This window comes from Bdellovibrio bacteriovorus str. Tiberius, assembly GCF_000317895.1.
Taxonomy (GTDB): Bacteria; Bdellovibrionota; Bdellovibrionia; order Bdellovibrionales; family Bdellovibrionaceae; genus Bdellovibrio; species Bdellovibrio bacteriovorus_F.
In genome coordinates this window covers 1341316-1366052 of the sequence record NC_019567.1, presented here as the reverse complement: position 1 = coordinate 1366052, position 24737 = coordinate 1341316, and the positions used below count along the sequence as shown (strand labels likewise).

Sequence of the window (24737 nt, the reverse complement as noted above, 5' to 3'; positions counted from 1 at the left end):
TAGCTCAGTCCCCGTTGTCAGGATAAATGTATTTCAAACAAGATATTGCGCTGTAGCCAGAAAAAACAACCAGGCACCTTTTAAGGGAGGGCGTTGTAGTTGGTGGAGGTGGTGGTGTTGAATTTTTGGATGGCTGCTTTGAAGGCTTCCTGGATGCGTTTGCGTTCGTGGGCAGTCAGGTTGACGCCATTGGCTTCGCCCATCAGCAATTTGACACTGCCTTCGTTCAAGTTCTGAGTCCGCATGTCCACGCCGAATGTCAGGCCTTTGAGTTTTCGTGGCTCCATTTCAGAGCCCAAGGACTGGCGCAGGATTTTTTCAACCGATTCCCCGTGATTGGCCAAAGCATTGCGGGCAGACACATTCTGCACGCCATCCGGGATGAATGCCAGTCGGTAACTGCCCGAATAATCTGTATTCGCCAGACCTTTTAGGATGTCCTGCTTTTCCGCCTGATTCAGCGGCTTCACCGCCACCGCCACGCAGTCATCCCCGGAACACAGGGATTTCAGCTTTCCGGATGGTACAGCCCTTGTCAGCACATCTTCGAACTGTTTTTTCTGATCATTGAATTTCCTGGTGACGGCTTTTTCCGCCGCACGCGTGGACTCAAGGGCTTTGTTCACGTTGGATGAGGAGGCCAAAGCTTCGGCCGTGCCTTTTAAGTTGGCCGAACCAAGTCCGATGATATCCACCGACAAACCACCCTGATCGGCGGCGTTTAAGTGCGCGATCTCGCGTTTGGCGATATAGATTCCCGGCGAAAACTCGTCTGTCGCATTCACATAGGACTGCAGTTTTTGCACAGTGCCTGTGGAAACTTCACTTAAAGCATAGCGGTTCTTCAGCGCCTGCTGCACTTGAGCCGTGTCGCCCTTACCTTTACGGACGATATCAAACACATCCTGATCAAAGGTGTTTCCATCCACCATGGATGTGCCACCAACTTCACGTCGCAGTTCGACACGTTGTTTTTCAAGGCCTGTCAGTTTCTGCTGCATGGTTGTTTTTAAACCGCCCTGACTGAAACTTTGCATTTCATTTTTATCCAGCTGCCTGGAATACCGTGCCGCCATATTGGCTTCATCCGCTGAATTCCCGATTCCGGCCCGGAACCAGTCTTCGGTCTTTGTACCTGCCGCCAGGGCGTCAGACTCTTTCAGCTTTTTATTGAAATCGGCGTTGGTTTTATCAAAAACGGCTTTCAGCTGAGCATCAATATCCTTCGGCACCTTCCCCGAGAACGCAAAACGCGAGGATTTAAAGTCCGAATACTTATCAATGACCAGCCCCGGATTCGCGGCTTCCAGCGCCTTGATATTATCAAACAGCAATTCCTTGTGATAGTTGGTCAGTCCCGTCACAAGGTTTTTGTCTTTCAAGCTGTCATTCAGATATTTCATCTGGCTGTTTTCAACATCCAGGAAAGTGACCTTGGAATCAGCCCCTTTTTCAGCCCGTGCCATCCACGCCGTGTTCTGCTCCACACTGGTCGGCGAATAACTGATATAACGGCCCGTCAGCTCACTGCGGGAAATCTTTGCCGAAGCTGCCGCAACTTCCGCCCCGGCTTGAACTTCTTTTTCAGCCTTCATCAATCGACCGGCCGCCGTGGCGGCTCTGGCGCCTTTAACGAAGTAGCCCGCAAGCAGGGTCGGATCCACGACGGTGCCGACCGCGTAACACTCCAGCTCTTCGCGCGCCAAAGCGTTGTAACACATGTAGCGATCGTACTGCTCTTTGATTTTGGAGCCCGCAATGCTCATCAGACTTTGCAGCTTCTGCGTCTGCTCGGGGGTCAGCGTGACCTCATCACGAGCGCGCTCAGCGATGGGCACATAAGGTTTCGGGCGCATACGTTCCAGCGTGGACATGTAAGCCTTCATATCCTGAGCCTGCACATACAGGAAGGACGCCGGTAACTTATTCAGGTCTTCATCGGAAAGCTTGTTGTAGCGGTGATCGTCTTTCACCAGATCTTTTTTGCAGTCTATGGAGCTGTTGCATTGTTTGAGGAACGCTGCACGCTCACGACTGTTTTTCTTGATGGATTCCCAGCTGTCTTCAACCAAACCCGCCAGTGACACGGTCATGTCTTTCAAGGAAATTCCCAGATCCACCATCGCGTTTTTATATCCGCGCAGACAGGCCAGGGATTTTTTTTGCATGTACTCTTTTTGTTCCTGACACTGCGAAGCCAGATCACACTTGCGCATCAACGGCGCCCAGTCAGGATGTTCTTCAGAAAGCTTCACACAGTTTTGGGATTTGGTTTCAACTTCACAGTTCCACTGCAGTTGATTTTGGATTTTTTTTATCTGATCAGTGCATTGCGACTGATTAATACAAGCCATCGCCAAAGCCACATTCGGCATCGCTTTGCCAGGACTGGCCCAGATTATTGTTAAGATGGTGACAATTATGTGAAGACCCAACTCATATTCCTCACCTAACTCTTCGGAATATGGGTCTTTGGTCAAAAGCCGATCAAAAAATTCTCATTTTGAGTCGGCAACTATTGTATCACCCGTTAAGGCTAGAACAATTTCTGGAATATCCAGTACGGGCTTCGGGATTTTATCAACTGCATTTTATAAGTCTGGGCAATCCAGTTCATGGTCTGCTCTGAGAAAAATACGACGTGAGTCGTATCCCGGCGATAGTGCCAATCATGGAAGACAGCTTCACCACGATGACCGGAAGTCATCACTCCAAGCAGTCCTCCGGGCTTCAAAAGGCGCAGCATTCGTTCGATTTCGGTACGAGGACTATACAAGTGCTCCCACACTTCGGTGCTAGTCACCAGATGATAAGTCTTCCGAAGTTCATCCTGATTCGGACGATAGTACAAATCGTAATCGTGAGTTTTAAATCCACGCATCGTCAGCAGCTGCGACAGAACTGCAGTGGGACCACAACCGAAATCCAAAGATGTCAGCGGCTGATTCATCACACCGGCAGCTTTGAAGTGCTGTTCGATGCCACTGATCAGGGGTTCGAAGAAAGCCAGATAAGCCGGCGTCGGAGAATTGTCATGTTCGTCGTAACGCGCTTTTTCTTCCTGCGGGCCAAGACGCTCTGCGGGATCCATAAAGATCAAATCACACTCTGCGCAATGAAAATAGCTGCGGACAGGCTTTTTATCCACTTTGAAGGGCGCTGAATGAGGTGAATGACAGAGCAGGCAGTTCATCTTAGATGAAACCTTGTCTCCCCCACCCAGCTATGTCAAAAAGAATTATGGCAAAAGTATTAATCTACAAGAAAAACCCGTGTCCTTATTGCGATCGCGCGATCCACTTTATGGAAGACAAAGGCATTGCCTTTGATATCGTCGATCTGACCGACAAACCTGAAGAGATTGAAAAAATCAAAAACGAAACCGGCTGGAGAACCGTCCCTATCATCATGATCAATGGCAAACTGATCGGTGGTTACACGGATTTGAAAGCTTTGGATGAAGAAGGCAAACTGATGCCCATGCTGGCAGAGTAAGCCCCTTTCACTTGATAAAGTTAATAAAAGGAGTCCTCATGAAGCTTTTGGTACTGACTGCTTTACTGTTCACCGGATTTGCCGCACAAGCGGAAGTCATCGATGCCGCCATCCCTCAGGATGAAATCATCTATATGTCTTTGGGCCGCGCACCTTACAACGGTGTGACTCGTGGTTCACTGGAATTGAAAAACACCGGCGAAAAAAACCTGACTAAAATTGTTTGGGATATTTCTGGTATGGGTTTCAGCGCTCAGGACAACTGCCCGAAAGAGCTTGTTCCGGGCAAAGCCTGCAAAATCTTTGTGACTTACTGGAATACGTTCCCGGGCCCTGCCAGCGGAACTTTGAAAGTATGGACTTCTGACAAGAATTATAAAGTGCAGGTGTCTGCCTGGGGTGAGGAAGATCCGTTCAGAAACATCCCTCGTCCACCGACGCCGCCATTCCCAGGGCGTCCGTAAGAATTACTGTCGAAGCTCCGTGCGCAGACTCATCTCGACGGAGCCTTCGAAGAACTTTGCAACCCCTTCGACCATTTCATCCGCCGTGCGGGCTTTGGCGCAAACACCAACCAGCGTGTTACCAAATGGCAGCCACACACTTGTCGTGCGCACATAGAAACGCACTTTGCGCATCGCCAGATCATCACCAAAATAAAAACGACAGCGTTCAATCAGTTTCAAAAGACATTTACCGTATTCAGCGCCCTCTTCTTCAGACGTGCGTGGAGCCTTCTGGCCCTCTTTACCAGCCGGAGCAGCAAAGCCCAGCTCTTCACCCAACTGCCACATCATCCACGGACGAGCAGCAAGGCCACGACCCGCCATCGCCATATCACAGCCGGTTTCTTTCAGCATGTTGATGGCGTCTTCCACTGTCTGAACATCTCCGTTACCAATGACCGGAAAGTCGACGGCCTTATGCAGTTGTTTGATCTGTTCCCAGTCCGCAGCGCCCCGGCGTTTTTGCGCCGCTGTTCTGGGATGCAGACACACCCAGGCCGCGCCCGAGTTGCGAAGCCCCGAAACAAACGTCAATAGTTCGTCGAACTCTTTGGTGCTGCCCACGGCGCGCAGTTTTACACTGACAGGCACCGTGGAATTTTTGACGGTCATGCGCACCACTTCGGCGGCATACGCCGGATCCCCCATCAACGCCACACCGTAATTGTGCTTCAAAGCTTTTTGTACCGGACAGCCCATGTTGATGTCGATGGCTTCCGCACCCCATTCCACCAGACGTTTCACACTTTCGGTGATGGCGTCTTCTTCGTTACCCAGAATTTGAGGAACCAGGCCCGGCTCGTAAGCCGCGCGCATGGTTTCAGGAGTTGTTTGCAGATTTTCGCCAGGAATACGGCGGGAGTTCAGCATCTCGGTCGGCCAGATGGTGTAAGCATCCGCCGGAAGATAGTCGCGCATGACTTCGCGCAAAGCCACGTGAGTCAGGCCCACCATCGGGGCCAGACACAACGGGAAGTTCACTTTACCGTCCAGAACCGGACGATGCAGACCCAGTTTCACTGGTTTATTTATTTTACAGCCGCGCCCACGAATTCAGGCGCGTATTTTTTGACGGCTTCATAGCCACCGAACAACAAACCAGAGAAGAACAAGTCTCCGTAAATCTGGTTGTCAAAGAAAGGGATACCAGCAACCAGGCACTGCACCAGACCGTTGAAGGTCGGAGCGTACATTGTACCCATCACCCAAACACCGAAGTTAGAAACCAGGAAGAACACAGAGCTTGTCACCAAAGCGGAAGTGCCCACTTTGAAAACGCTTCTTTGATCGCGCAAAGCCCAACCCAGCATCACCACCAAAGTGAAGCCCAGGTACACAAACAACATGGTGTTATGGAAACCCAAAGCCAAGTCACTGATGAACAGCGCTGCCAGCGGGATCAACAAAGATTGTTTTTTGGATGGGAAGTAAGCCCCACCAAACAAAGCCATCGCACCAATCGCGGTGAAGTTCCAAGGATGAGGGATCAAACGGCTGAAAGCCGCTGCAACTACCATCAAAATCAGGGTCATCATACGTGTGTTCATGACGCGCAAGCTATCACCGGTTCATTCGGTTGTCCACCAGTTCTTGGACCACCGCTGGCTCTGACAAGGTTGTCGTATCCCCCAGTTGATCCGGGTGGTTCTCGGCGATTTTACGCAGGATTCGGCGCATAATCTTACCCGACCGGGTCTTCGGCAGGCGTGGCGCCCACTGAATCAGATCCGGAGTCGCAATAGGGCCGATCTCTTTACGCACGGTCTGAATCAGTTCTTTTCTAAGCTCGTCCGTAGCGGTTTCCCCGGCCTTCAAGGTTACAAAGGCATAGATCCCCTGCCCTTTGATATCATGCGGGTATCCCACCACCGCGGCTTCAGCCACCTTGTGATGAGCCACCAGCGCGGATTCAATTTCTGCCGTTCCCAGGCGGTGCCCGGAAACATTAATCACATCATCCACGCGGCCCGTGATCCAATAGTACCCGTCCTGATCGCGACGACAGCCGTCGCCGGTGAAATAGTATCCTGGATAGTTCGAGAAATAAGTGTCTTCAAAACGTTCGTGGTTGCGATACACCGTGCGCATCTGGCCCGGCCAGGAATCCGCAATTACCAGCACGCCTTCGCCTGCCCCTTGAATTTCCTGACCTTCGTTGGTCAGAAGCTTTGGCTGCACACCAAAGAATGGCAAGGTCGCCGAACCCGGTTTTTGCGCAATCGCGCCCGGCAGCGGAGTGATCAAAATACCACCGGTTTCTGTCTGCCACCACGTATCCACAATAGGACAGCGTCCTTCACCGACAACGTCGTGATACCATGCCCAAGCTTCGGGATTGATCGGTTCACCGACAGAGCCCAACAAGCGCAAGGACTTTCTTGAAGTGGATTTCACCGGGCCATCCCCTTCACGCATCAGGGAACGAATCGCAGTGGGTGAAGTATAGAAGATTGTAACTTTGTGTTTATCAACCACTTCCCAGAAACGGGACGGTGTCGGATAATTCGGCACCCCTTCAAAGAACAAGGTGGTCGCGCCATTCGCCAGTGGACCATAGACAATGTAACTGTGCCCGGTGACCCAACCCACGTCCGCTGAACACCAGTAAATATCGTTTTCGTGATAATCAAAAACATACTGATGGGTCATGCTGGCATAAACCAGATAACCACCCGTGGTGTGCATCACGCCTTTGGGTTTTCCTGTGGATCCGGACGTGTACAAAATAAACAATGGATCTTCCGCATCCATTGGCTCTGGTTCACACTGATCGCTGACGGTTTTTACTTCCTCGTGATACCAAAGATCACGGCCCGGCTTCATATCAACAGAGGTGCCAGCGTATTTCACCACCAGAACTTTTTCCACGTCCGGTGTTTTCACCAGCGCTTTGTCGATGTTTTCTTTCAGCGCCACCACTTTGCTGCCGCGATAGCCGGCATCACCGGTGATAACAAATTTGCACTGCCCGTCCAAAATACGATCCGAAATAGAATCCGGAGAAAAACCGGCAAACACCACGGAATGAACGGCCCCGATGCGCGCACAAGCCAGCATCGCCACGGCCGTGTCCGGAATCATCGGCATATAGATCGTGACCACGTCGCCTTTTTTCACGCCCATTTTTTTCAGGACATTGGCAAAGCGGCAAACCTCAAGATGCAGTTCTTTGTAAGTGATTTTGCGTGAAGGTGTGGATGGGTTGTCAGCTTCCCACAACAAAGCCGTCTTATCGCCGCGGGTTTTTAAATGACGATCCACGCAGTTAACTGAAACATTGAGCTTTCCACCCAGGTACCACTTGATGCTGACAGGCTTCTTGAAACTGACTTCTTTGACCTTGTCCCACTTTTTGATCCAATCCAGTCGCTCAGCTTGTTCGGCCCAGAAGGCTTCGTTGTCCTTGATCGAACGCTCATACATTTCTTTGTACTTTGCTTCGTTGATCAGGGCGTTTTTCGCGACTTCAGCGTCTACGGGATAAAGATCTTTGTGCATACTCACCTCACGATGACATAATCGTAAATCAACTGAGAATGAGGTCAAACACTAACGCCAAGGGAAGTGTTTAAAAGTGTTAATTAATTCTTACCAGAAACGCGCACATACACCGCGTGCAGGCCCATTCCGGCAAGCATGGCCACGACAAAAACCACCGCCGTGAAATGACCTGCGCCCAGCGAAGTTAACGCGGGCCCCGGACAGAAGCCGCCCAAACCCCAGCCGATTCCGAATAGCAAACTGCCTGCAATTAACGACTTGGTGACATCCTTGGTTTCAGGAATGTGCCAGCGCGTATCTAATAGCGGAGATCTGCGTCCACGAATCCAGCGATAGCTCAGCATGTGCACCGGAATTGCCGCAAGCATCACAAACATCAAACTGGGATCCCAGCCTTCACCCAGCTGCAAAAAACCGATCACTTTCTGCGGCTGAGTCATGCCTGAAAGCGCCAACCCCACAGCAAAAATCACTCCGGCAACAAAGGCCATCACGGCCTGACTTGGATAGTGTTTCACTAAAGACCTCCCGCCAAAAATTTAAGCCCCGTGGCGACCATCATTCCGGTCACGATGAAAACAACTGTCGCAAGGATGGAGCGAACCGAAAAGCGTGAGATCCCGCATACCCCGTGGCCACTGGTGCAGCCACTTCCCATGACCGTGCCAAAGCCCACAAAAAGACCGGCTATCACAATCAACGTCAAAGACCTTGCCGATGTGTTCAGGAACAGATCTGGCCGCAAAAGGCCCATGAAAAATCCGCCGACCAAAAGTCCCAGCAAAAAAGCCCCGCGCCACAGGCGTTCGGCAGAAACTCCGCCTAAAAAGCCATTCAGAATGCCACTGATTCCGGTCACCCGGCCGTTGAAAATCAGCATGATCGAAGCCGCCACCCCGATCAGCGCGCCGCCAAGAAGTGCCATTAAAATGCTGTCCACCATCGGTTGACCTCCAGGTTTGGGGTCGGGAAATTTCCCTTCCAAGAACCTGATCCTAACGCTATCCTCGCTGGGATGGCCACCGCTTTTGAAGGGAAACGAATGAAACTGCAGATTCAGCATTTTTTTGATGCCGGCACTTCGACACTGACTTATGTGGTGTTTGATCAGGACACCCGCGATGCCGTGGTGATTGATCCGGTGTGGGATTTTGATGCAGCATCAGGGGCCCTTTCCACCCAATCCATGCAGCCGGTGATTGATTTCATCAAAATCAACAACTTGCGCCCGCATTATGTCATGGAAACCCACGCCCATGCAGATCACCTTTCAAGCTCGCAACTGTTTAAAAACTTTTTCCCGGATATCAAGGTCGCCATCGGCGAACGCATCACCGAAGTGCAAAAAACCTTTAAAGGCATCTTCAACATGGAATTTTCCGCCACCGGCGAGGACTTTGATCTGCTGCTGAAAGAAAATCAGGAACTGCAGGCCGGATCTTTGAAAATCCGCGTGCTGTTCACTCCGGGGCACACGCCGGCGTGTGCTTCGTACCTTATTGAGGATGCGCTGTTTTCAGGTGATGCGCTGTTTATGCCTGATTCCGGCACCGGCCGCTGTGACTTCCCTGCTGGCAGTGCTGAAAAACTTTATGAATCCGTGATGAAGATTTATTCCCTGCCCGACACAACCCGTATCTTTGTTGGGCATGATTACCAACCCAATGGGCGCGAACTGAAATGTCAGACCACGGTGGCTGAAGAAAAATCCCAGAACATTCAGCTAAAAGGTCAGACAACGAAAGAGGATTTCGTAAAGTTCCGCACCGCACGTGATGCCACGCTGGCTGCGCCCAAGCTGTTATTGCCAAGCATTCAGGTTAACATCCGCGGAGGCCGTCTGCCTGATCCTGAGGACAACGGCGCGCGATACTTAAAAGTTCCGGTGAAGTAAATTTTGGACATAAAAAAAGCCGGGCTGTTTCCAACCCGGCTTTTTAGTTTCAGGAATCCCTGATTAGTTTACGTCTTTGTAGTCAGCGTCGATCACGTCGTCGCCGCCTTTGTTGGCAGAAGCTTCGCCTTCTTGACCAGCATCAGCTTGTTGACCTTCAGCACCTGGCTGGCCACCTTGCTTTTTGTAAAGCTCAGAAGTCAGCTTGTGCGTCAGGTTCTGAAGTCTTTCGAAAGCACCTTTCAACTCGTCGCCAGAAGCGGCTTTGTTTTCAAGGATCTTCTTGGCTTCAGCAACCGCTTCGTTCGCAGACTTCACTTCAGATTCTGGCAACTGAGCACCGGAATCTTTGATCAGCTTTTCAGTCTGATAAACCAGGTTGTCGAGGTTGTTTCTTTGTGTTGCCGCCTCGGCCTTGCGTTTATCTTCCTCTGCGTGACCTTCAGCATCGTTCACTGCGCGTTTGATCTCGTCCTCAGACATACCAGACTGAGCTGTGATCTTGATCTGCTGAGTTTTGCCCGAAGACATGTCTTTCGCAGATACGTGCAGGATACCGTTGGCGTCGATGTCGAAAGTAACTTCAACTTGCGGAACACCACGTGGAGCTGGTGGGATGCCTACCAATTCGAAACGGCCCAGAGTTTTGTTGTCGCCAGCCATTTTACGCTCGCCCTGCAATACGTGGATGTCCACAGCAGGTTGATTGTCAGCAGCCGTCGAGAACACCTGGGATTTCTTGGAAGGAATCGCCGTGTTTCTTTCGATCAAAGTCGTCATCACGCCACCCAGGGTTTCAATCCCCAGGCTAAGTGGAGTCACGTCAAGCAACAGAACGTCTTTCACGTCACCGGCAAGAACGCCACCCTGAACTGCGGCACCGATCGCCACAACTTCATCCGGATTCACAGAGCGGTTTGGCTCTTTACCGAAGAAGTCTTTAACGGCTTTCTGGATCGCCGGGATACGAGTGGAACCACCCACCAGGACAACCTCGTCGATTTCAGAAGCTTTCAAACCGGAATCGGCCAAAGCTTTACGGCAAGGCTCCATAGAGCGTTTCACAAGATCTTCAGTCATCTGGTCAAATTTCGCGCGAGACAGACGAGTCTGCAAGTGCTTAGGACCGGATTGATCCGCCGTGATGAACGGAAGATTGATTTCAGTTTCCTGAGCGGAAGAAAGTTCGATCTTCGCTTTTTCAGCGGCTTCTTTCAGACGCTGCAAAGCCATTTTGTCGTTCTTAAGATCAATACCCTGATCTTTTTTGAACTCTGTGATCAGCCACTCAAGGATCACTGTATCGAAGTTGTCACCACCCAGGTGAGTGTCACCGTTGGTCGCGCGAACTTCAACAACACCGTCGCCCACTTCCAGGATGGAAACGTCGAACGTACCACCACCGAAATCGTAGATAACGATTTTTTCGTCTTTCTTTTTATCCATACCGTACGCCAATGCCGCCGCTGTCGGCTCATTGATGATACGTTTTACTTCCAAACCAGCGATACGACCGGCATCTTTTGTCGCCTGTCTTTGCGCATCGTTGAAGTAAGCTGGAACGGTGACAACGGCTTCAGTCACCGGTTCACCCAAATAGTCTTCTGCCACTTTTTTCAGTTTCGCAAGAACCGCCGCACCGATCTCTTCCGGAGAAGCGGTTTTGCCCTGAACCTTGAACGCACAGTCATTGCCTTTGGCAACAACAGTGTAAGGAACCAGTTTGATTTCTTCAGAAATCTCTTCGAATCTGCGACCGATGAAACGTTTCGCAGAATAGATTGTGTTCTCAGGATTGGTTACAGCCTGACGTTTGGCAATTTGACCAACCAAGCGGTCACCGTCTTTGGTGTACGCGACAACTGAAGGAGTGGTACGAGCGCCCTCTTCGTTCACGAGTACTTTAGGCTCTCCGCCTTCCATAATCGCGACGCATGAGTTCGTCGTTCCTAAGTCGATACCAATAATTTTACCCATACCTAAATCTCCTTAAAATTAGCTGTTTTCAGCAATTTAAATGTGTGTCCGACCCTGATTTCGTCAAGCTTACGGGCTCACTTTTTTATGACAATTATTTAACGAATAATATCAATATCTTACAGGGTTTTAACTCGTGTTATGAGGCAGCTGAAGGCATGATGTGACCTCGCTCCTCTCTTAAAACAAAACAAAAACAAGACCCCTCTAGGCCCTGGCGTAACCCTTCTGCGCCGGGGCCGCAATTTTTTGCGGGATCCTATTTCTTCTTGCCGAAGAAGCCACCTTCCGATGTCACATTCAGACCGCGTGCCTTAGCAATTTCTCGCAAAAGCTTCTCTTCGTCTTTATGTAATTTCTCGGGGAACTGCACGTTCACAGTGAAGTAGATATCACCGCGACGGTTGCCTCTTAGTGATGGCAACCCTTCACCCGCAAGTTTCACGTTGTCACCATTGTGAGTGCCCTTAGGGACTTCCAGCTTGGCTTTGCCAGTGACGGTCGGCACTTCGATTTCCGCGCCCAGAAGCATCTGCACGTACGGCAGTGACAGCTCGGCGAAAAGATCTTCGTTGCGACGTTCGAAGTTGTTGTGTTGTTTTACGCGGATTTCAACATACAGGTCGCCCGCGGGACCACCCATATAACCGCCCTCACCTTCCGTCGCCACACGCAGACGCGTGCCGGTGTCCACCCCTGCCGGGATGTTCAGACGGATCTTGCGGTGTTCAGCCACGCGGCCCTTGCCTTTGCACGGCTTGCATGGATTTTTGATCACCGTGCCCTGCCCATGACAGGTTGGGCATGTGGAAGCCATCGCAAAGAAGCCCTGCTGACGCACGACCTGACCAGAGCCGCCGCACGTACCGCAAGTGCTGACTTGCGAGCCTTTTTCGGCGCCCGTGCCTTTGCACTCGTCACAGTTTTTGTCGGTATCAAATTCGATTTCTTTTTCAATGCCGGTGATGACGTCTTTCAACGTGATCTCGGTCACATAACGAAGGTCAGAACCACGGCGCGGTTCATTGCGGTTTCGGCGCTGTCTTTGCTGACCGCCGCCACCAAACAGATCACCGAAAATATCCCCGAAGTGCGAGAAGATGTCTTCCGCATCCGTGAAACCACCGCCGCCACCACCACGGGTGAAGGCATCATGACCAAAGCGATCGTACTGCGCGCGTTTTTGTGCGTCGCTCAGAACTTCATAAGCCCCTGCGGCTTCCTTGAACTTTTCCTCGGCCTCTTTGTTGCCGGGGTTTTTGTCGGGATGCAGCTGCATCGCCAGTTTGCGATAAGCTTTTTTGATGGTGTCCTGATCAGCGCCTTTTTCGACGCCCAGAATTTCGTAGTAATCTCTTTTGCCAGCCATAGTTTATGGAACCTAACGTTGTGCGCTATTTTTCGTGATGAATATGACAAAATAGGGTGTCAAAACCACGCCCGTCAAGGCTTCCTCGAAAAAACTTCCTGGGCAGGCGGTCCCTTGGGGGAGGAGCTTAGCCCTTTCGCTTCGGACAGTCCTCGCCTTCGGCTGCGGAACTTGCGCAAGGGCTAAGCTCCGCGCCAAGGGCCCTGAAGGGAGTTTTTCGGGTGCGCGGGGCGTCTAGGGACGTGTCCGTGGGGCGTCACTTGGTGGGAGTGGGTTTTGAGTAATTGTTAGAATTGCGGTTGGTGAGTTTTGCATGGGGGATCCGGAAACTAACCGAGGTCTTATGCAAAACAAACCCAAAACCAATACAGTCCATTTGAGTGAATCCAAAGACCTTGAAAATATAAATACGTTGTATTACAATGTATCACATGTCGTTGTTCGGTGGGACCCGAGGAAGGCAGCAAGTAATATCAAAAAACATGGTGTTTCCTTCGAAGAGGCATCATCTGTGGTTTACGCCCACCGACACGAAGACGAAATTAGAATTATCTATGCGCGAAAAGCGACAAAAAATGAGGCTAAAGTTTATGAAGAAAGAATATGATCTTACCAAAGGCAAAGTTCGAAAAAAGCCTGCACTGAATCCCAAAGAAACCAAGATTCAAACCAGCGTCAGAATTGATGGTGATATTTTCCTTTGGCTGCAAGCCGAGGCTGAAAGACAGCACATTCCCTACCAGACACTAATGAACAAGTATCTGCGTGAAGTCATGAGCAAACCTTCGATTGAAAGTCGACTGTCGGCGATTGAAAAAGCGGTTTTTAAGAAAGCTCTTTAGAGCTCCCTTAAATTGCACGGGGCCGAAAAAAATTGGAATCTCTTGGACCTTCGCCACTCGTTCGGCGTGAACTTTCTAGCAATGGTGCTTCTATGAACGCCTTGCAAAAGCTTATGGGGCACGCGAACGTTTTTGAAACCATACGAATCTTTAGTTCAAATAGCTAATTTTTTCTGGCTGTTTTTGTCCAAATTTTCCGGATTTTCTGAATTTTATTGGCACGCTTTAGGCACTATAAAATCAGAAATACTTGTTTTTAACCGCATGCCGAGATTTGATTCGAGGCACGAGCACAAACCACTGTAGATATCCCAAGACAAAGGCAGCAACCCAAAATAAAGGCATAAAATCATTAATAGGCATTGGAAAGGCCACATAATTTACGCCGTCTACTATCAACGATACAGGAAAAGAAAAGAGCATAATACCGTAGTAAGAGACTAACTTCGCGTCGGGACCAAAAAACATGAAGACAAACGTCGAAATAGCGAGCGTCAACCAAATGATTTTATTTGTTTGCGCCTTAAAGCGGTCCAGGACGATTGAATACAAAACTCCGACGCAGGCTCCCGCTGCTAATAAGATACCCAAAGAGGTATCGGAAACACCGCTCTTACCAAAACCCACGACGGCGACACCAATACCCACTATAGCCCAGGCAATTTTTCTAACCATAAGAACTTCCTTTATCTAGGTCTCTCTTCAAAGCTATTTCTCCAAGTATCAATTATTAGCATTGGATCATTTGGGTTTGAAGAAATTCCTATCACGTTTTTATGAAGTCCAAGAGACTCCTGGTTAATTGAAAATGTCCATTTGTCGTCGGTACTCATTCCGCCCATTTGACGCTGAGCCACCCCTGCCTGATCCACACAGCCCATATACTCTTTATGATAGCTTACGTTGCCCAACCAGCCATTTAAACTACCGGTACCAGGACGTCTATAACCGAGATTGTTCATTGTACTGACAAGGTCATTGAAGCTACCTCTAAAGCGACTTACATCTTTCGCGCTCAAGCCATTGCTATCAATAAAATTCACTGGATCGTTGAAAACATACCCAAACAGATTAACGTCCCCACCGTTAAATAGAATCGGATCCTTACTCGTCCATCTCCCCGTCTCCGGATCATAATCACGAGCTCCAAATCTTACTAGGCTCGTTTGATGGTCGTACAATCCCCCGGCGAAGCCAAACGGCAGATAGCCTGGGTTGGTGTCGGCGATCACTCGGCCGTATTCATCGTGGTCCATCCTTTGGATTACTGTGCCATCGGATTGCTTGACCACTAGACGTGGTGAACCGAGGTGATCGGAAATGATTCTGTATTTCACTCCGGATGCGATCATGTAGTCAGGGATATTGCCTTTTGAACCATAGATGAAGCGCTTTGTAATAGTACCTGTGGCATTCAGCTCGGCAGCGATTCGGTACTGATCCATATAGATCCAGCGTTTTTGCACGACTCCGTTTACAAGCTTCCCAGTTCTGCGATTCAAGGCATCGATTTCGTAGGTGATCACGGCCCCCGAAGGCAGGGTCACTTGCGTCAAATTGCCGAACACGTCGTAAACGTATTGAGTTGTCGTACTTGTGGCACTGTTGGTTTTAGTCAGCAAGTCACCGTTTGCGTTGTAGGTGAACGACAAGGTGTTATAGGTCAGCAGTCGGTCCTGGTCGTCGTAAGTAGCTGTGGTTGGTTGTGCTCCGATAGTTCCGCCGTTACGGTTGCTATTGCTGTCATAGCCGTAGGTGGCAACTGTCGCAGAGTTCTTATTAGTTTGAGTCAGACGACCGGTGCTATCAAAGGTATAAACGTAATTGTCAGTGACCGCGTTCATCACCTGGGTTTTACCGTCAATGCGTCCCATGGCATCGCGGTTCAGGGTCAAATCATAGATGACCGTGGTTCCGCGTTTTGCCTGATAGCCAGTGACTTCGCCGTAGTTGTTGTATGTATAAGTGTCAGTGAAGCCTGTGGTTCCTGAACCCATGGTAGTGCCCGTCAACTGGCCGTTTGGAACGTTGTAGGTTAGGTTGACGTCGCCGGCTTTTCTTAGGTCTTCGTCGTCGTTATACAAATACGAAATTACCGATGTTGTGCCAAGAGGTCCGGTGACAGTGTCGGACTCAAGGCGATTGGCAGCGCCAAAAGTTGGCGTGTAAATAAAGCTACCTATTGCATTACTCATAGAGTACGACGCAGGGGCTCTACCCACATACCCGATGTGAATGCCATTCCCAAAAGGATCGCTAATATAGGAAGGCAAACCTACCGTAGTATCAAAAGAATGATAATAGATACCTGCTGGCGTTTCAACGCTCTCGAGCACCCCAGTGGTCGCATTGTAGTTGTAATTAACAAATCCACCATCAGGTCGAACAATTGCTGTTAATTGTTTATCCAAATTATAAGTGTAGGTAGTATTCACTACAGCAACACCCGACAAGGTAGGCGCCTGATACACGCCCACCAGTCCGTGACCATTCAGTAAAAAGTTGTGAGCCGGTCGGCCAGGCGGGGTAATAGATGTCAGATTTCCAACACCATCATAAGAGTAACCCACTACCCGACTATCTGGAAGAACTTGAGTCACAAGTCTATTTGCAGAGTTGTACACATAAGACGTCGTTTGACTTAACGGGTTTATTATACTTTCAAGAAGACCTAGCGTGTTATAAGCCAGGCCCATCGTGCGAGTACCTTGGGTAATTGAAGTTAAGTTTTCGTTAGTATAATTGAAGGCTGTCGCATTCAAAGCGCCCCGCTTTGTGGAAACAAGGCGCTCGTAGCTATCGAGGCCCCATTCGTTCGTTTTCCCTAGATACGTTGTTGCGGTGAACCTCATTGTACTTGGATTATAGACGGTGGTGACTTGTGTATTTGCGCCAGACAGCTGACTAGTTTCCTGGAGTGAACCCCGATTTTTTGGACACGGTTTAAAAGTTCACGGACCCTTTGTACTCGACCGGGCTCTTCATGCCAAGTGCTGAGTGCGGAGCAATATTGTTATAATCTGCAAACCACTGCGGCAAAAGCTTGAGAACCGTCTCTGCGCTGTCACAGTCAGCCTGATAAACGTAATCCCTTTTGATTGTTTTAACGAATGCTTCAGCCATGCCGTTGGATTCTGGGCTGTAGGCTCTGGTGTAACAGCAATTCAGATTTAACTCTTTGCCAAGATCCTTCACGGACTTCGCACGGTAAATTGACCCTCGATCTGACAACCACTGAATTTCGCGAGGACATCTCAATGACTCACCAAATCTCGCTTCAACAGCTTTAACCATCAATTCCTCTATGTCGGTAGCTGATAGCGGCTCAGTCCTAGCGACGTAAGCAAATGCTTCGCGATCACAACAATCCAAAGCAAACGCCACGAAAACTTTGTCGCCGTTAAAACAGCGGATTTCCATGCCATCTGAACACCAACGCAGATTCGGGAACATAGTCATAACAACTCCCGTATGTGGCCTTTTTGGCTGTGGCATTGTTTGTGGCAATGAAAGACCATTCATGCGCATGATTCTTTGAACACGCTTGCGATTGATCTTATTGCGACCATCAAGGGATCTTTGGCGATTCACCATCGTTGTCACCCGGCGGTAGCCATAGGTGGCTCTAATTGCAATAACGGCTTTGATTTCTTCTAAAATTATTTGATCGTCTGATTTTTGGTAATGGCGAGGCATGCCAATTTCCTCCTGAGAAACTGGTTCGTAATAAATTGAACTTCGGCTGATTTCGAAAACTTCTGCGATCTGACTTACTTCATACCGATTAAGCGCTTTGACTTCTTTGGCGGTTGAAGTGCTTTTAATATCGCTTTTTTTTGAACGATCTCCAGGCCATCTTTTAAGATGTCATTCTTGATCGTCAAATCGCCAACTTTAGCTTTGAGATTCTGATTCTCAGCCTTGAGTTTGTCGTTTTCTTCGATCAACTTTTGAATGTATTCCGCACTGATTGGGGATTCGTCTTTTTTGTGGTTCATTTGCCTCTTCCAACTATAAAGAGTGATAGCATGAACCCCGTATTTCCTGGCAAGCACTGGGATAGAAATTCCCTGGGAATTGTGCTCTTTGATGATTAATTGCTTCTTTTCCTGTGTAAATACTTTCCGTCTGTTAGACGTTGTTTCCATAAAGACCCCCTGGGTTGGGTGTCCAAATAAAATCGGGGTCAGGAACATTCCTGCCAGGTGAGAATAGAAAAAGGATCATTCGGATCAGACAGGGTAACATTTTGACTTTGCTCTAAAGTCCTCGAGCTCCCCCCATTGAATACTGTGGATACACTTTGCGGGAATCTAACCATATTCCCAAATCGCTGATCGTCGATTGAGCTAATAGAATGGTTAACTCCATGATAAATATCATTACGATAGTAGGCACCACTTGATTGGCTATAAGAAGAAGTCTGTACGACCCCACTTGGGGCTGTTGATGTTCTGTTCACAGCTCCATCTTCCGATAATGAAGAAATAATCTGGGCGACACGTCCCTCGGCTGACACTACGTTAACGTCGAAAGAGTAGCTTGAATTTAAGTTCCTCACCAATTCGAAGAAGTATCCACCAGAGTGGGTATCTTTGGTCACTACCCCTTTACTGGAATACTCAAATGTACTCACCTCCCCATTAGGTTTCTGGAATGTATGAAGCAAACCTTTTGTACCGAAGTAGGTAACTGAAAAGACTTCACCTCCAGGATTCGCGAAAGAAGACACATACCCATTTACATCAAGAGCAATGCTAGTAATCTGTCCGTTAGGTGCCGTAATAGACAGGAGATCACCGGAAGAGTTCCTATTGAAAGCAATAACTCTCCCAAAGGGTTCAGAAATTTCCGTAAGGCGTTTTTGAAGATCATAGGTAAAAGTATATTTATTCGACCCCGTAAGAGATGTTTTCGTCGATAAATGTCTCCCGCTACCATCAAAAATATACACCTCATGCCCGTCGCCATCTGCAACCATTACATTGCCAGAGGTTCCATAAGGCTTTGCTTCAACATTTACATAACCACCCATCGCATTATACAAACGTTTCGTAGCAGCATCATAAACCTTCAACTGTTTTGGTAACCACCCTCCCAACCCATAGCCCTTTGCATCCAAGTGCCCCAGTGTTTTCTGAATTATTGACGTAAAACTTCCGGTCGGAGAGTTTTCCGTTAATTTAACCTCAAACTCTGCTGACAGTGCCTTCTCTGAACCAAGCGTATCTAACCCATCCCAGATATATGTATAACTTTGATTGACCACATTGTTCAAAAATGATGCCGTATCGACCAAAACACCACTTCTTCTTGTTTCAAGAGAAAAAGACGTAATGTGGTCCCGTACACTTGCACCAGAGAGCACTACTTCAAGCTCAAAATCACCGTTTTTGCCAGCTTGAAAACCCGAATGATAAGCTAGGGACATGCCCCCAACTACGCCAACCTCTTCTGTAAGAGTTCCATCCTCAGCATATACGATCGAACCATCAATCGGACAACCTCCTGGCGGGCCACCACTCCCCCCGCCCGCCCCGCCACCAGATGCTGGAGGATTTACTATCATTTTCTCACAATCATAAACGATCCCCCACGAAGCCTCTGAATAGTCACTCGAGTGCCACGGTGGTGAATCTGGATAAAACTTATCTTGGACGACAGTCTGTCCGCATATACCTTCCACACCTGTTAGTCCGCCGGCGCTGATTGACTTGAGAGTTGTTCGATAGGACCAACATATCGTTTCATACTGGAAGTAATCACATTTGTTTGGACCACAGGAATCGATCGTGCCCTTCAACGTGACTGCCCTAGTTTCTTCACAAGTTTGCGCACTTACGTTCCGCACACAAAAGATATTAGTTAAAACAGCTAAAACAAAAACAGCTCTCATCCCGTCCTCCAGAAAAACAAAGTATTGTTTTTAGAAAAAAGAGGCAATCCAGATTGGAAAATCTAGACTGAATACTGTTTATAGATTAAAACTAATTGGATTTGCTTTTCATTGACTGAATTTTATCTTGAAGGCGCTTGATCAGAACCGGATCTTGTTCAGTGTTGATCATGTCCTGAAGGACTGACTCTGCAAGCTCTAAATTACCTGCATCTGAATACAAACGACCGGCCAAGGTGAACACCCACGGCGGAGCACCGTTCTTTCCTGCTTGGATCAGCAGTTCGGCGGCACGCTTGTTGTCTTTAACTTCGTACATATAGTGGTAGGCTGCGCGATACAGAATCGGCCAGTCATTGGGAAAGGCTTTAGCACCTTTGTCGAAGATTTTTGTGGCGCCATCAATATCAGAGATAATAACAGTTAATGCCAAGGCTCCGGCCGCATAGGGAACGCGGAAGTTTGGTGACAACGTTGTTACTGCATCAAGCATCAGGAAAAGCCACGAGTTATTACGACAGACATTGTCTGCAATTTGCTGGTCACAATAGTCAAAATCCTGAACTGCACGAATCCATAAAAGATCCGCAATCACCTCACCGTACCCAGATGTCATTCTCTCGATCATCGGAGGTGGTGCAATCAGCTGTTTTTGAGCCGTAGAATATCCGTTATTACTTTGGCTGGTTACTACTACCGCCAAAAACGCAAAGATCCCAAGCAGTATGCTTGGGATCCCGTCGTGAAAGAATACTTTCAATTGAGTCATTAAACTTAGTTGATACCGTTTACGGTATTTCTCAAGTTTTTCGCCTGATCGATAGCCCAAGCATCAGTTGCAGTACCTTGAATAATTGCTACGGCACCAGCCTGGAAAGTAGTTTTAGCTGTTGCACAACCAGCAGGTGTTACACCCGCTACCGCTGTACAGTGTGCTGCTGCAAGAGCAACTGGCAAACCACCAGAAGCACCATTCAACAGAGTACAACCATTCTGGAATGTACCTGCTGTAGTACCGCAGTAACCACGAGCATCAAATGACAAGTTGGATGGAGCAGTCGCATAACCATCACCAGCACCAGCAGTAACACCCACACCAGCAAAACCAACATTGTATCTCAGTTTACCTTCTGGTGTGTAACCAACGGCAGCAAAACGACCGTCATATGTATTGTACTCTGTGAAGAAAGCTTTCTCCGCAGTGTAGATAGAAGACAAGTTTGTCTTCGCCTCAGACTGACGAGCTTTCGCCATGTACTTGTTGATAGACGGAATGGCGATAGATGCCAGGATACCAATGATCGCAACAACGACCATCAACTCTACAAGCGAGAAACCGCTTTGAGATTTTCTTTTAACTGAAAACATTTAAAGACCTCCATGGTTCTTTTACTAACTGTTTACCCACATAAGTGTGTCAAAAGTGAATTAGTATTGCAAGGTCCTGTCTCGAATAAGACGGTCTAATTTGTTTCATGTTTATTATGTAAGGGACACATAGCACTCTCGACCTATTACCAGCTTTTTTCCCTCTGCTAGACTTGCCAGATACGAAAGAGTGCTCAAATTGAGTCATAAGGTAGAATAAACACATGGGTAACAATAAAAAAGACAGCAACAGCAACTATCCTTTTGCATCTCCCGAGGGGGAAGCGGGCGTCCAGCTTGTCCCAAAACTGGACACTCCGAAGATGTATAAGGTGATCCTACTTAACGATGACTATACGCCCATGGACTTTGTCGTCCTTGTATTGCGTCGCTTTTTTGCGAAAACAGAAGAGCAAGCCACTGAAATAATGTTAGATGTTCATAAGAAGGGTGCAGGTGTCGCAGGGGTCTTCAGCCTTGAGATTGCCGAGATGAAGGTGATGCAGGTCAACCAATTCGCGCAACTCAATCAGTACCCCCTAAAGAGCACACTGGAGGAGGAAGCATGATGAGCCGAGAACTTGAGCGCAAGCTCGCCGAAGCCACTGAACTCGCCAAACGCAACCGACACGAATTTGTGACTCTGGAACATATACTTCTGATTCTGTCCGAATCCCCGGTCATGGTGGAAATCCTGGAAGCCTGCGCAGTCAATGTGCAGAAACTAAAACAGGATTTACGAGATCACCTGAAGGTCGGCATCCCGCAAATCACCGATGAACAATTGGGATCCTATGGAGGTTTTGAATCCTGGACCCCTGAGTTCACCCTCGCCTGCCACCGACTGATTCAGCGTGCGGCTATCCAAATGAAAAGCGCCGGACGCAATCAGATCTCTGAAGGCAGCCTGCTGGTGTCTTTGTTCTATGAACAAGATTCCCACGCAGCCTTCGCTCTGGCCAGACAGGGCCTGACCCAGTTTGACATCATCAACTTTATCTCGCACGGGATCACCAAAGACGGCAAAGATCACGAGATCCCACCGGCTTCGGCTCCACGTTCAGGCGAATATCAGGCCGAGGGCATGGATGAAACCCGTGGCTCCCCGCTTGAAAGTTTCTGCGTGAACCTGAACGAACGCGCCAAACAAGGAAAGTTAGATCCTTTGATTGGCCGTGAAGACGTCATTGAAAGAACCATTCAGGTCCTTTGCCGTCGCACGAAAAACAATCCGCTTTTGATCGGCGAACCCGGTGTGGGCAAAACCGCGATCGCGGAAGGTTTGGCGCAAAAAATCGTGCAAAACCAGGTTCCTGAAAAGCTGAAAAATGCCGTTATTTACTCTTTGGATCTGGGCGGCCTGCTTGCGGGAACCAAATTCCGCGGTGACTTTGAAGGACGCCTGAAAGCCGTCGTGAAAGAAATCGAAAAACACCCCAACGCCATCTTGTTCATCGACGAAATCCACACCATCGTGGGTGCCGGCGCGACCAGTGGCGGTTCGATGGATGCTTCCAATCTATTGAAGCCCGCTTTAGCCAGTGGGGATATCAGCTGCATTGGCTCCACCACCCACACGGAATACCGCCAGTACTTTGAAAAGGACCGTGCGCTGAACCGTCGCTTCCAAAAAATCGACATTCACGAACCGTCTAAAGAAGACTGCGTGAAAATCCTGAAAGGCCTGCGCAAATCCTATGAAGAATTCCATCAGGTTTCTTATTCGGATGAAGCCATTCAGGCCTCTGTGGAACTTTCCCAGAAACATATTCACGGAAAACTGCTTCCAGATAAAGCCATCGACGTTTTGGACGAAGCTGGGGCGTACTTCCGCCTGAAATACGAAAATGCGGAAGACATCAAAATCGGCGTCCCTGAAATCGAAGAAGTCATTGCCAAAATGACCGGTCTTCCGGTGGCAAGCATTTCTTCCAGTGAAAAAACGCAGTTGCGTGATCTGGATAAAAAACTAAAAGCCCTTATCTTTGGTCAGGACGAAGCCATTGACCGCCTGGTCGCGAACATCAAGTACGCGCGCAGCGGCCTGGGTCGTCCGAACAAGCCGATCGGAAGCTTCCTGTTCACAGGCCCTACGGGTGTCGGTAAAACCGAAGTCTGTCGACAGCTGGCGACGATCATGGGTGTTCACTTTGAACGCTTTGACATGAGCGAATACATGGAAAAACACGCCGTCGCCCGTATGGTCGGCGCGCCTCCGGGATACGTGGGTTATGAAGAAGGTGGTTTGTTGACGGAAGCCGTGAACAAGCATCCTTACTGCGTTCTGTTGCTGGACGAAATCGAAAAAGCGCATCCGGACATCACCAACATTTTGTTGCAAGTGATGGATGCGGGTCGTTTGACCGACAGCAATGGTCGCGTGGCTGATTTCAAAAACGTGGTATTGGTGATGACTTCCAACGCCGGCGCGCTTGAAACTTCCCGTGGCACGATTGGGTTGATCGATGAAAACCGCGGGTCTTTGTCGATGGATGCGATCAAAAAAGCGTTTGCACCAGAATTCATCAACCGTTTGGATGCCGTGGTGGCCTTCCGCGATCTGTCTGAAGATATGGTCATCCGTATCACTCAGAAATTTGTGGACGAACTGAAGATGACTTTGCTTGAGAAAAAAGTGGAACTGAACGTTTCTCAAGATGTCATTAAGTGGCTAATGAAAAAGGGCTATGACAAGGTTTACGGAGCGCGTCCTTTGGCTCGTTGCGTGGACGAAAATCTGAAGAAAGCCTTGGTGGACGAACTTCTTTTCGGCCGTCTTGTTGACGGTGGACGCGTAAGTGTTGAACTAGAAAAGGATTTGCTCAAGTTCCATTTTAGCACCACCCCTACTGGCGGCAGCGGTCAAAAAAATCAAAAACAACCTGTCACAACGTGATGGCATTGACATTCCTTTTAGAGTTATCATTATTAGTGATGACTCTAGAAGGAGTGCATAAATGGCATTTTTGAAACGTATTGGTCTATTTGTTCTAACGAACGTCCTTGTGATCGTCACGATCGGGATTGTTTGGTCTATCGTCAGCCGCTTCCTGGGTATGGCGGGATTGAATTCCTATATTCCGTTCCTGATGGCTTTCTGTGCCGTTTGGGGTATGGGTGGCGCGTTCATTTCTTTGCTGATGTCCAAGTGGATGGCGAAGATGTTCCATGGCGTGAAAATCATCGACGCCAACAATCCAAATCCGGAACTTCGCAATCTGGTTAACAAGGTTCATGAGTTCGCAAGACGCGCTCAACTCCCTAAAATGCCAGAGGTTGGTATCTACGAATCCGTGGACATCAACGCTTTTGCGACAGGTCCTTCCAAAAAGAACTCTTTGGTTGCGGTTTCCACAGGCCTTCTGCAAAGAATGAATGAAAAAGAAATCGACGGCGTTCTGGCCCACGAAGTGGCCCACATCGCCAACGGTGACATGGTGACCATGACTCTGATCCAGGGTATCGTGAATGCCTTTGCGATGTTCTTCTCCCGTATCCTGGCGGGCCTTGTGGCTGCCAACGTGGATGAGAAGTACCGCGAGATCGTTCGTTTTGCCGTGACGATCCTGGGTGATATTGCCTTCACTATGCTGGGCTCCATCGTGGTGAATTACTACTCTCGCAAACGTGAGTTCCGTGCGGATGCCGGGGGCGCGAAGTATTCTTCCCGCGACAGCATGGTTGCAGCTTTGCAAAAACTGCGTTCTGTGTATGATCTGCCAATTCCACCGGAAGAAGGTCAGACTGCCACTTTGATGATTTCCAACCGCGACAAAGGTGGAATCGCCAAATTGTTCATGACTCACCCTCCGCTGGAAGTTCGTATCGAAGCTCTTCAGCGCGGTCGCTTCTAAGACGACCAGCAAGACCGCCTGCAGCGGAAGGCCAA

At 48.9% G+C, this 24737-nt stretch carries 23 protein-coding genes; 7 read left to right on the top strand and 16 right to left on the bottom strand.

From position 1 onward, the window contains the following. Nucleotides 1-80: 80 nt before the first annotated feature. Entirely contained in the window at nt 81-2435 is a 2355-nt protein-coding gene (locus BDT_RS06540) for a hypothetical protein (RefSeq protein ID WP_235046286.1), read from the bottom strand. A 101-nt stretch (nt 2436-2536) separates the two neighbouring features. Next, nucleotides 2537-3193 carry a class I SAM-dependent methyltransferase gene (locus tag BDT_RS06535; RefSeq protein WP_041577285.1) on the bottom strand — a complete coding sequence of 219 codons (657 nt, stop codon included), beginning with the start codon at nt 3191-3193 and terminating at the stop codon, nt 2537-2539. Nucleotides 3194-3240: 47 nt separating this feature from the next. Here BDT_RS06535 and BDT_RS06530 point away from each other — a divergent pair, with 47 nt between their 5' ends. Both BDT_RS06530 and BDT_RS06525 read left to right on the top strand, forming a co-directional pair. Next, on the top strand, nt 3241-3495 hold the full coding sequence (locus tag BDT_RS06530) for a glutaredoxin (protein WP_041577284.1): 255 nt from the start codon (nt 3241-3243) through the stop codon (nt 3493-3495). Nucleotides 3496-3533: 38 nt separating this feature from the next. Further along, nucleotides 3534-3959: a hypothetical protein gene (locus tag BDT_RS06525; protein WP_015090447.1), complete on the top strand. Its 426-nt coding sequence runs from the start codon at nt 3534-3536 to the stop codon at nt 3957-3959. Between the two features lie 3 nt (nt 3960-3962). Here the strand turns inward: BDT_RS06525 and BDT_RS06520 are convergent, their stop codons facing one another. The 5 genes from BDT_RS06520 to BDT_RS06500 all read right to left on the bottom strand — a co-directional run bounded on the left by BDT_RS06520 (nt 3963) and on the right by BDT_RS06500 (nt 8445). Then, nucleotides 3963-5021, bottom strand: coding sequence for a tRNA-dihydrouridine synthase family protein (locus BDT_RS06520; RefSeq protein WP_015090446.1), 1059 nt, complete (start codon nt 5019-5021; stop codon nt 3963-3965). Between the two features lie 8 nt (nt 5022-5029). Further along, on the bottom strand, nt 5030-5548 hold the full coding sequence (locus BDT_RS06515; protein ID WP_015090445.1) for a DUF6580 family putative transport protein: 519 nt from the start codon (nt 5546-5548) through the stop codon (nt 5030-5032). Nucleotides 5549-5561: 13 nt separating this feature from the next. Continuing rightward, on the bottom strand, nt 5562-7499 hold the full coding sequence (gene acs / locus BDT_RS06510) for an acetate--CoA ligase (protein ID WP_015090444.1): 1938 nt from the start codon (nt 7497-7499) through the stop codon (nt 5562-5564). Nucleotides 7500-7582: 83 nt separating this feature from the next. Then, complete coding sequence (locus BDT_RS06505) at nt 7583-8020, bottom strand: DUF6691 family protein (protein ID WP_015090443.1); 438 nt, start codon at nt 8018-8020, stop codon at nt 7583-7585. After that, a complete protein-coding gene (locus BDT_RS06500) occupies nt 8020-8445 on the bottom strand; it encodes a YeeE/YedE family protein (RefSeq protein WP_015090442.1) in 426 nt (141 codons plus the stop codon). Before BDT_RS06500 ends, BDT_RS06505 begins: the two co-directional genes overlap by 1 nt. Before the next feature lie 99 nt (nt 8446-8544). Between BDT_RS06500 and BDT_RS06495 the strand changes: the two genes are divergently transcribed. Beyond that, the gene (locus BDT_RS06495) at nt 8545-9396 is read left to right on the top strand and encodes an MBL fold metallo-hydrolase (protein WP_041577282.1); all 852 of its coding nucleotides are present in this window, start codon (nt 8545-8547) and stop codon (nt 9394-9396) included. Between the two features lie 63 nt (nt 9397-9459). Here BDT_RS06495 and dnaK read toward each other — a convergent pair whose 3' ends face one another. Both dnaK and dnaJ read right to left on the bottom strand, forming a co-directional pair. Further along, nucleotides 9460-11373 carry a molecular chaperone DnaK gene (gene dnaK, locus BDT_RS06490; RefSeq protein WP_041577281.1) on the bottom strand — a complete coding sequence of 638 codons (1914 nt, stop codon included), beginning with the start codon at nt 11371-11373 and terminating at the stop codon, nt 9460-9462. Between the two features lie 259 nt (nt 11374-11632). Next, nucleotides 11633-12742, bottom strand: coding sequence for a molecular chaperone DnaJ (gene dnaJ, locus BDT_RS06485; RefSeq protein WP_015090439.1), 1110 nt, complete (start codon nt 12740-12742; stop codon nt 11633-11635). Between the two features lie 590 nt (nt 12743-13332). Between dnaJ and BDT_RS19285 the strand changes: the two genes are divergently transcribed. Continuing rightward, nucleotides 13333-13584 carry a BrnA antitoxin family protein gene (locus BDT_RS19285; protein ID WP_041577278.1) on the top strand — a complete coding sequence of 84 codons (252 nt, stop codon included), beginning with the start codon at nt 13333-13335 and terminating at the stop codon, nt 13582-13584. Nucleotides 13585-13824: 240 nt separating this feature from the next. Here the strand turns inward: BDT_RS19285 and BDT_RS06470 are convergent, their stop codons facing one another. The 7 genes from BDT_RS06470 to BDT_RS19505 all read right to left on the bottom strand — a co-directional run bounded on the left by BDT_RS06470 (nt 13825) and on the right by BDT_RS19505 (nt 20848). Then, the gene (locus tag BDT_RS06470; RefSeq protein ID WP_041577277.1) at nt 13825-14259 is read right to left on the bottom strand and encodes a hypothetical protein; all 435 of its coding nucleotides are present in this window, start codon (nt 14257-14259) and stop codon (nt 13825-13827) included. Nucleotides 14260-14270: 11 nt separating this feature from the next. After that, nucleotides 14271-16346 (bottom strand): RHS repeat domain-containing protein, encoded by a 2076-nt coding sequence (locus BDT_RS06465; protein ID WP_158320229.1) that lies wholly within the window; start codon nt 16344-16346, stop codon nt 14271-14273. Nucleotides 16347-16527: 181 nt separating this feature from the next. Next, nucleotides 16528-17331 (bottom strand): IS3 family transposase, encoded by an 804-nt coding sequence (locus BDT_RS06460; RefSeq protein ID WP_235046334.1) that lies wholly within the window; start codon nt 17329-17331, stop codon nt 16528-16530. Nucleotides 17332-17354: 23 nt separating this feature from the next. After that, nucleotides 17355-17732 (bottom strand): transposase, encoded by a 378-nt coding sequence (locus BDT_RS06455; RefSeq protein WP_041577221.1) that lies wholly within the window; start codon nt 17730-17732, stop codon nt 17355-17357. 38 nt (nt 17733-17770) lie between these two features. Then, entirely contained in the window at nt 17771-19480 is a 1710-nt protein-coding gene (locus tag BDT_RS06450; protein ID WP_015090435.1) for an RHS repeat domain-containing protein, read from the bottom strand. 91 nt (nt 19481-19571) lie between these two features. Further along, nucleotides 19572-20096 carry a hypothetical protein gene (locus BDT_RS06445; protein WP_235046285.1) on the bottom strand — a complete coding sequence of 175 codons (525 nt, stop codon included), beginning with the start codon at nt 20094-20096 and terminating at the stop codon, nt 19572-19574. A gap of 158 nt (nt 20097-20254) precedes the next feature. After that, nucleotides 20255-20848, bottom strand: coding sequence for a type IV pilin protein (locus BDT_RS19505; protein WP_015090433.1), 594 nt, complete (start codon nt 20846-20848; stop codon nt 20255-20257). 224 nt (nt 20849-21072) lie between these two features. On the opposite strand from BDT_RS19505, the gene clpS reads away from it, so the two are divergent. The 3 genes from clpS (at nt 21073) to htpX (ending at nt 24702) form a co-directional block, all read left to right on the top strand. Continuing rightward, on the top strand, nt 21073-21417 hold the full coding sequence (gene clpS, locus BDT_RS06435; protein ID WP_011163787.1) for an ATP-dependent Clp protease adapter ClpS: 345 nt from the start codon (nt 21073-21075) through the stop codon (nt 21415-21417). Continuing rightward, nucleotides 21414-23744, top strand: coding sequence for an ATP-dependent Clp protease ATP-binding subunit ClpA (clpA, locus tag BDT_RS06430; RefSeq protein ID WP_015090432.1), 2331 nt, complete (start codon nt 21414-21416; stop codon nt 23742-23744). The genes clpS and clpA overlap by 4 nt, the downstream gene beginning before the upstream one ends. Nucleotides 23745-23805: 61 nt before the next feature. Then, complete coding sequence (gene htpX / locus BDT_RS06425; RefSeq protein WP_041577271.1) at nt 23806-24702, top strand: protease HtpX; 897 nt, start codon at nt 23806-23808, stop codon at nt 24700-24702. Nucleotides 24703-24737: the final 35 nt, after the last annotated feature.

Coding starts and splice junctions, on each gene's coding strand:
- clpA (WP_015090432.1), top strand. CDS start 21,414: ATGATGAGCCGAGAACTTGAGCGCAAGCTCGCCGAAGCCACTGAACTC.
- BDT_RS06525 (WP_015090447.1), top strand. CDS start 3,534: ATGAAGCTTTTGGTACTGACTGCTTTACTGTTCACCGGATTTGCCGCA.
- BDT_RS06535 (WP_041577285.1), bottom strand. CDS start 3,193: ATGAACTGCCTGCTCTGTCATTCACCTCATTCAGCGCCCTTCAAAGTG.
- BDT_RS06450 (WP_015090435.1), bottom strand. CDS start 19,480: ATGAGAGCTGTTTTTGTTTTAGCTGTTTTAACTAATATCTTTTGTGTG.
- dnaJ (WP_015090439.1), bottom strand. CDS start 12,742: ATGGCTGGCAAAAGAGATTACTACGAAATTCTGGGCGTCGAAAAAGGC.
- BDT_RS06500 (WP_015090442.1), bottom strand. CDS start 8,445: ATGGTGGACAGCATTTTAATGGCACTTCTTGGCGGCGCGCTGATCGGG.
- BDT_RS19285 (WP_041577278.1), top strand. CDS start 13,333: ATGAAGAAAGAATATGATCTTACCAAAGGCAAAGTTCGAAAAAAGCCT.
- BDT_RS19505 (WP_015090433.1), bottom strand. CDS start 20,848: ATGTTTTCAGTTAAAAGAAAATCTCAAAGCGGTTTCTCGCTTGTAGAG.
- BDT_RS06455 (WP_041577221.1), bottom strand. CDS start 17,732: ATGGAAACAACGTCTAACAGACGGAAAGTATTTACACAGGAAAAGAAG.
- acs (WP_015090444.1), bottom strand. CDS start 7,499: ATGCACAAAGATCTTTATCCCGTAGACGCTGAAGTCGCGAAAAACGCC.
- BDT_RS06470 (WP_041577277.1), bottom strand. CDS start 14,259: ATGGTTAGAAAAATTGCCTGGGCTATAGTGGGTATTGGTGTCGCCGTC.
- htpX (WP_041577271.1), top strand. CDS start 23,806: ATGGCATTTTTGAAACGTATTGGTCTATTTGTTCTAACGAACGTCCTT.
- BDT_RS06530 (WP_041577284.1), top strand. CDS start 3,241: ATGGCAAAAGTATTAATCTACAAGAAAAACCCGTGTCCTTATTGCGAT.
- BDT_RS06445 (WP_235046285.1), bottom strand. CDS start 20,096: ATGACATCTGGGTACGGTGAGGTGATTGCGGATCTTTTATGGATTCGT.
- BDT_RS06495 (WP_041577282.1), top strand. CDS start 8,545: ATGAAACTGCAGATTCAGCATTTTTTTGATGCCGGCACTTCGACACTG.
- dnaK (WP_041577281.1), bottom strand. CDS start 11,373: ATGGGTAAAATTATTGGTATCGACTTAGGAACGACGAACTCATGCGTC.
- BDT_RS06515 (WP_015090445.1), bottom strand. CDS start 5,548: ATGAACACACGTATGATGACCCTGATTTTGATGGTAGTTGCAGCGGCT.
- clpS (WP_011163787.1), top strand. CDS start 21,073: ATGGGTAACAATAAAAAAGACAGCAACAGCAACTATCCTTTTGCATCT.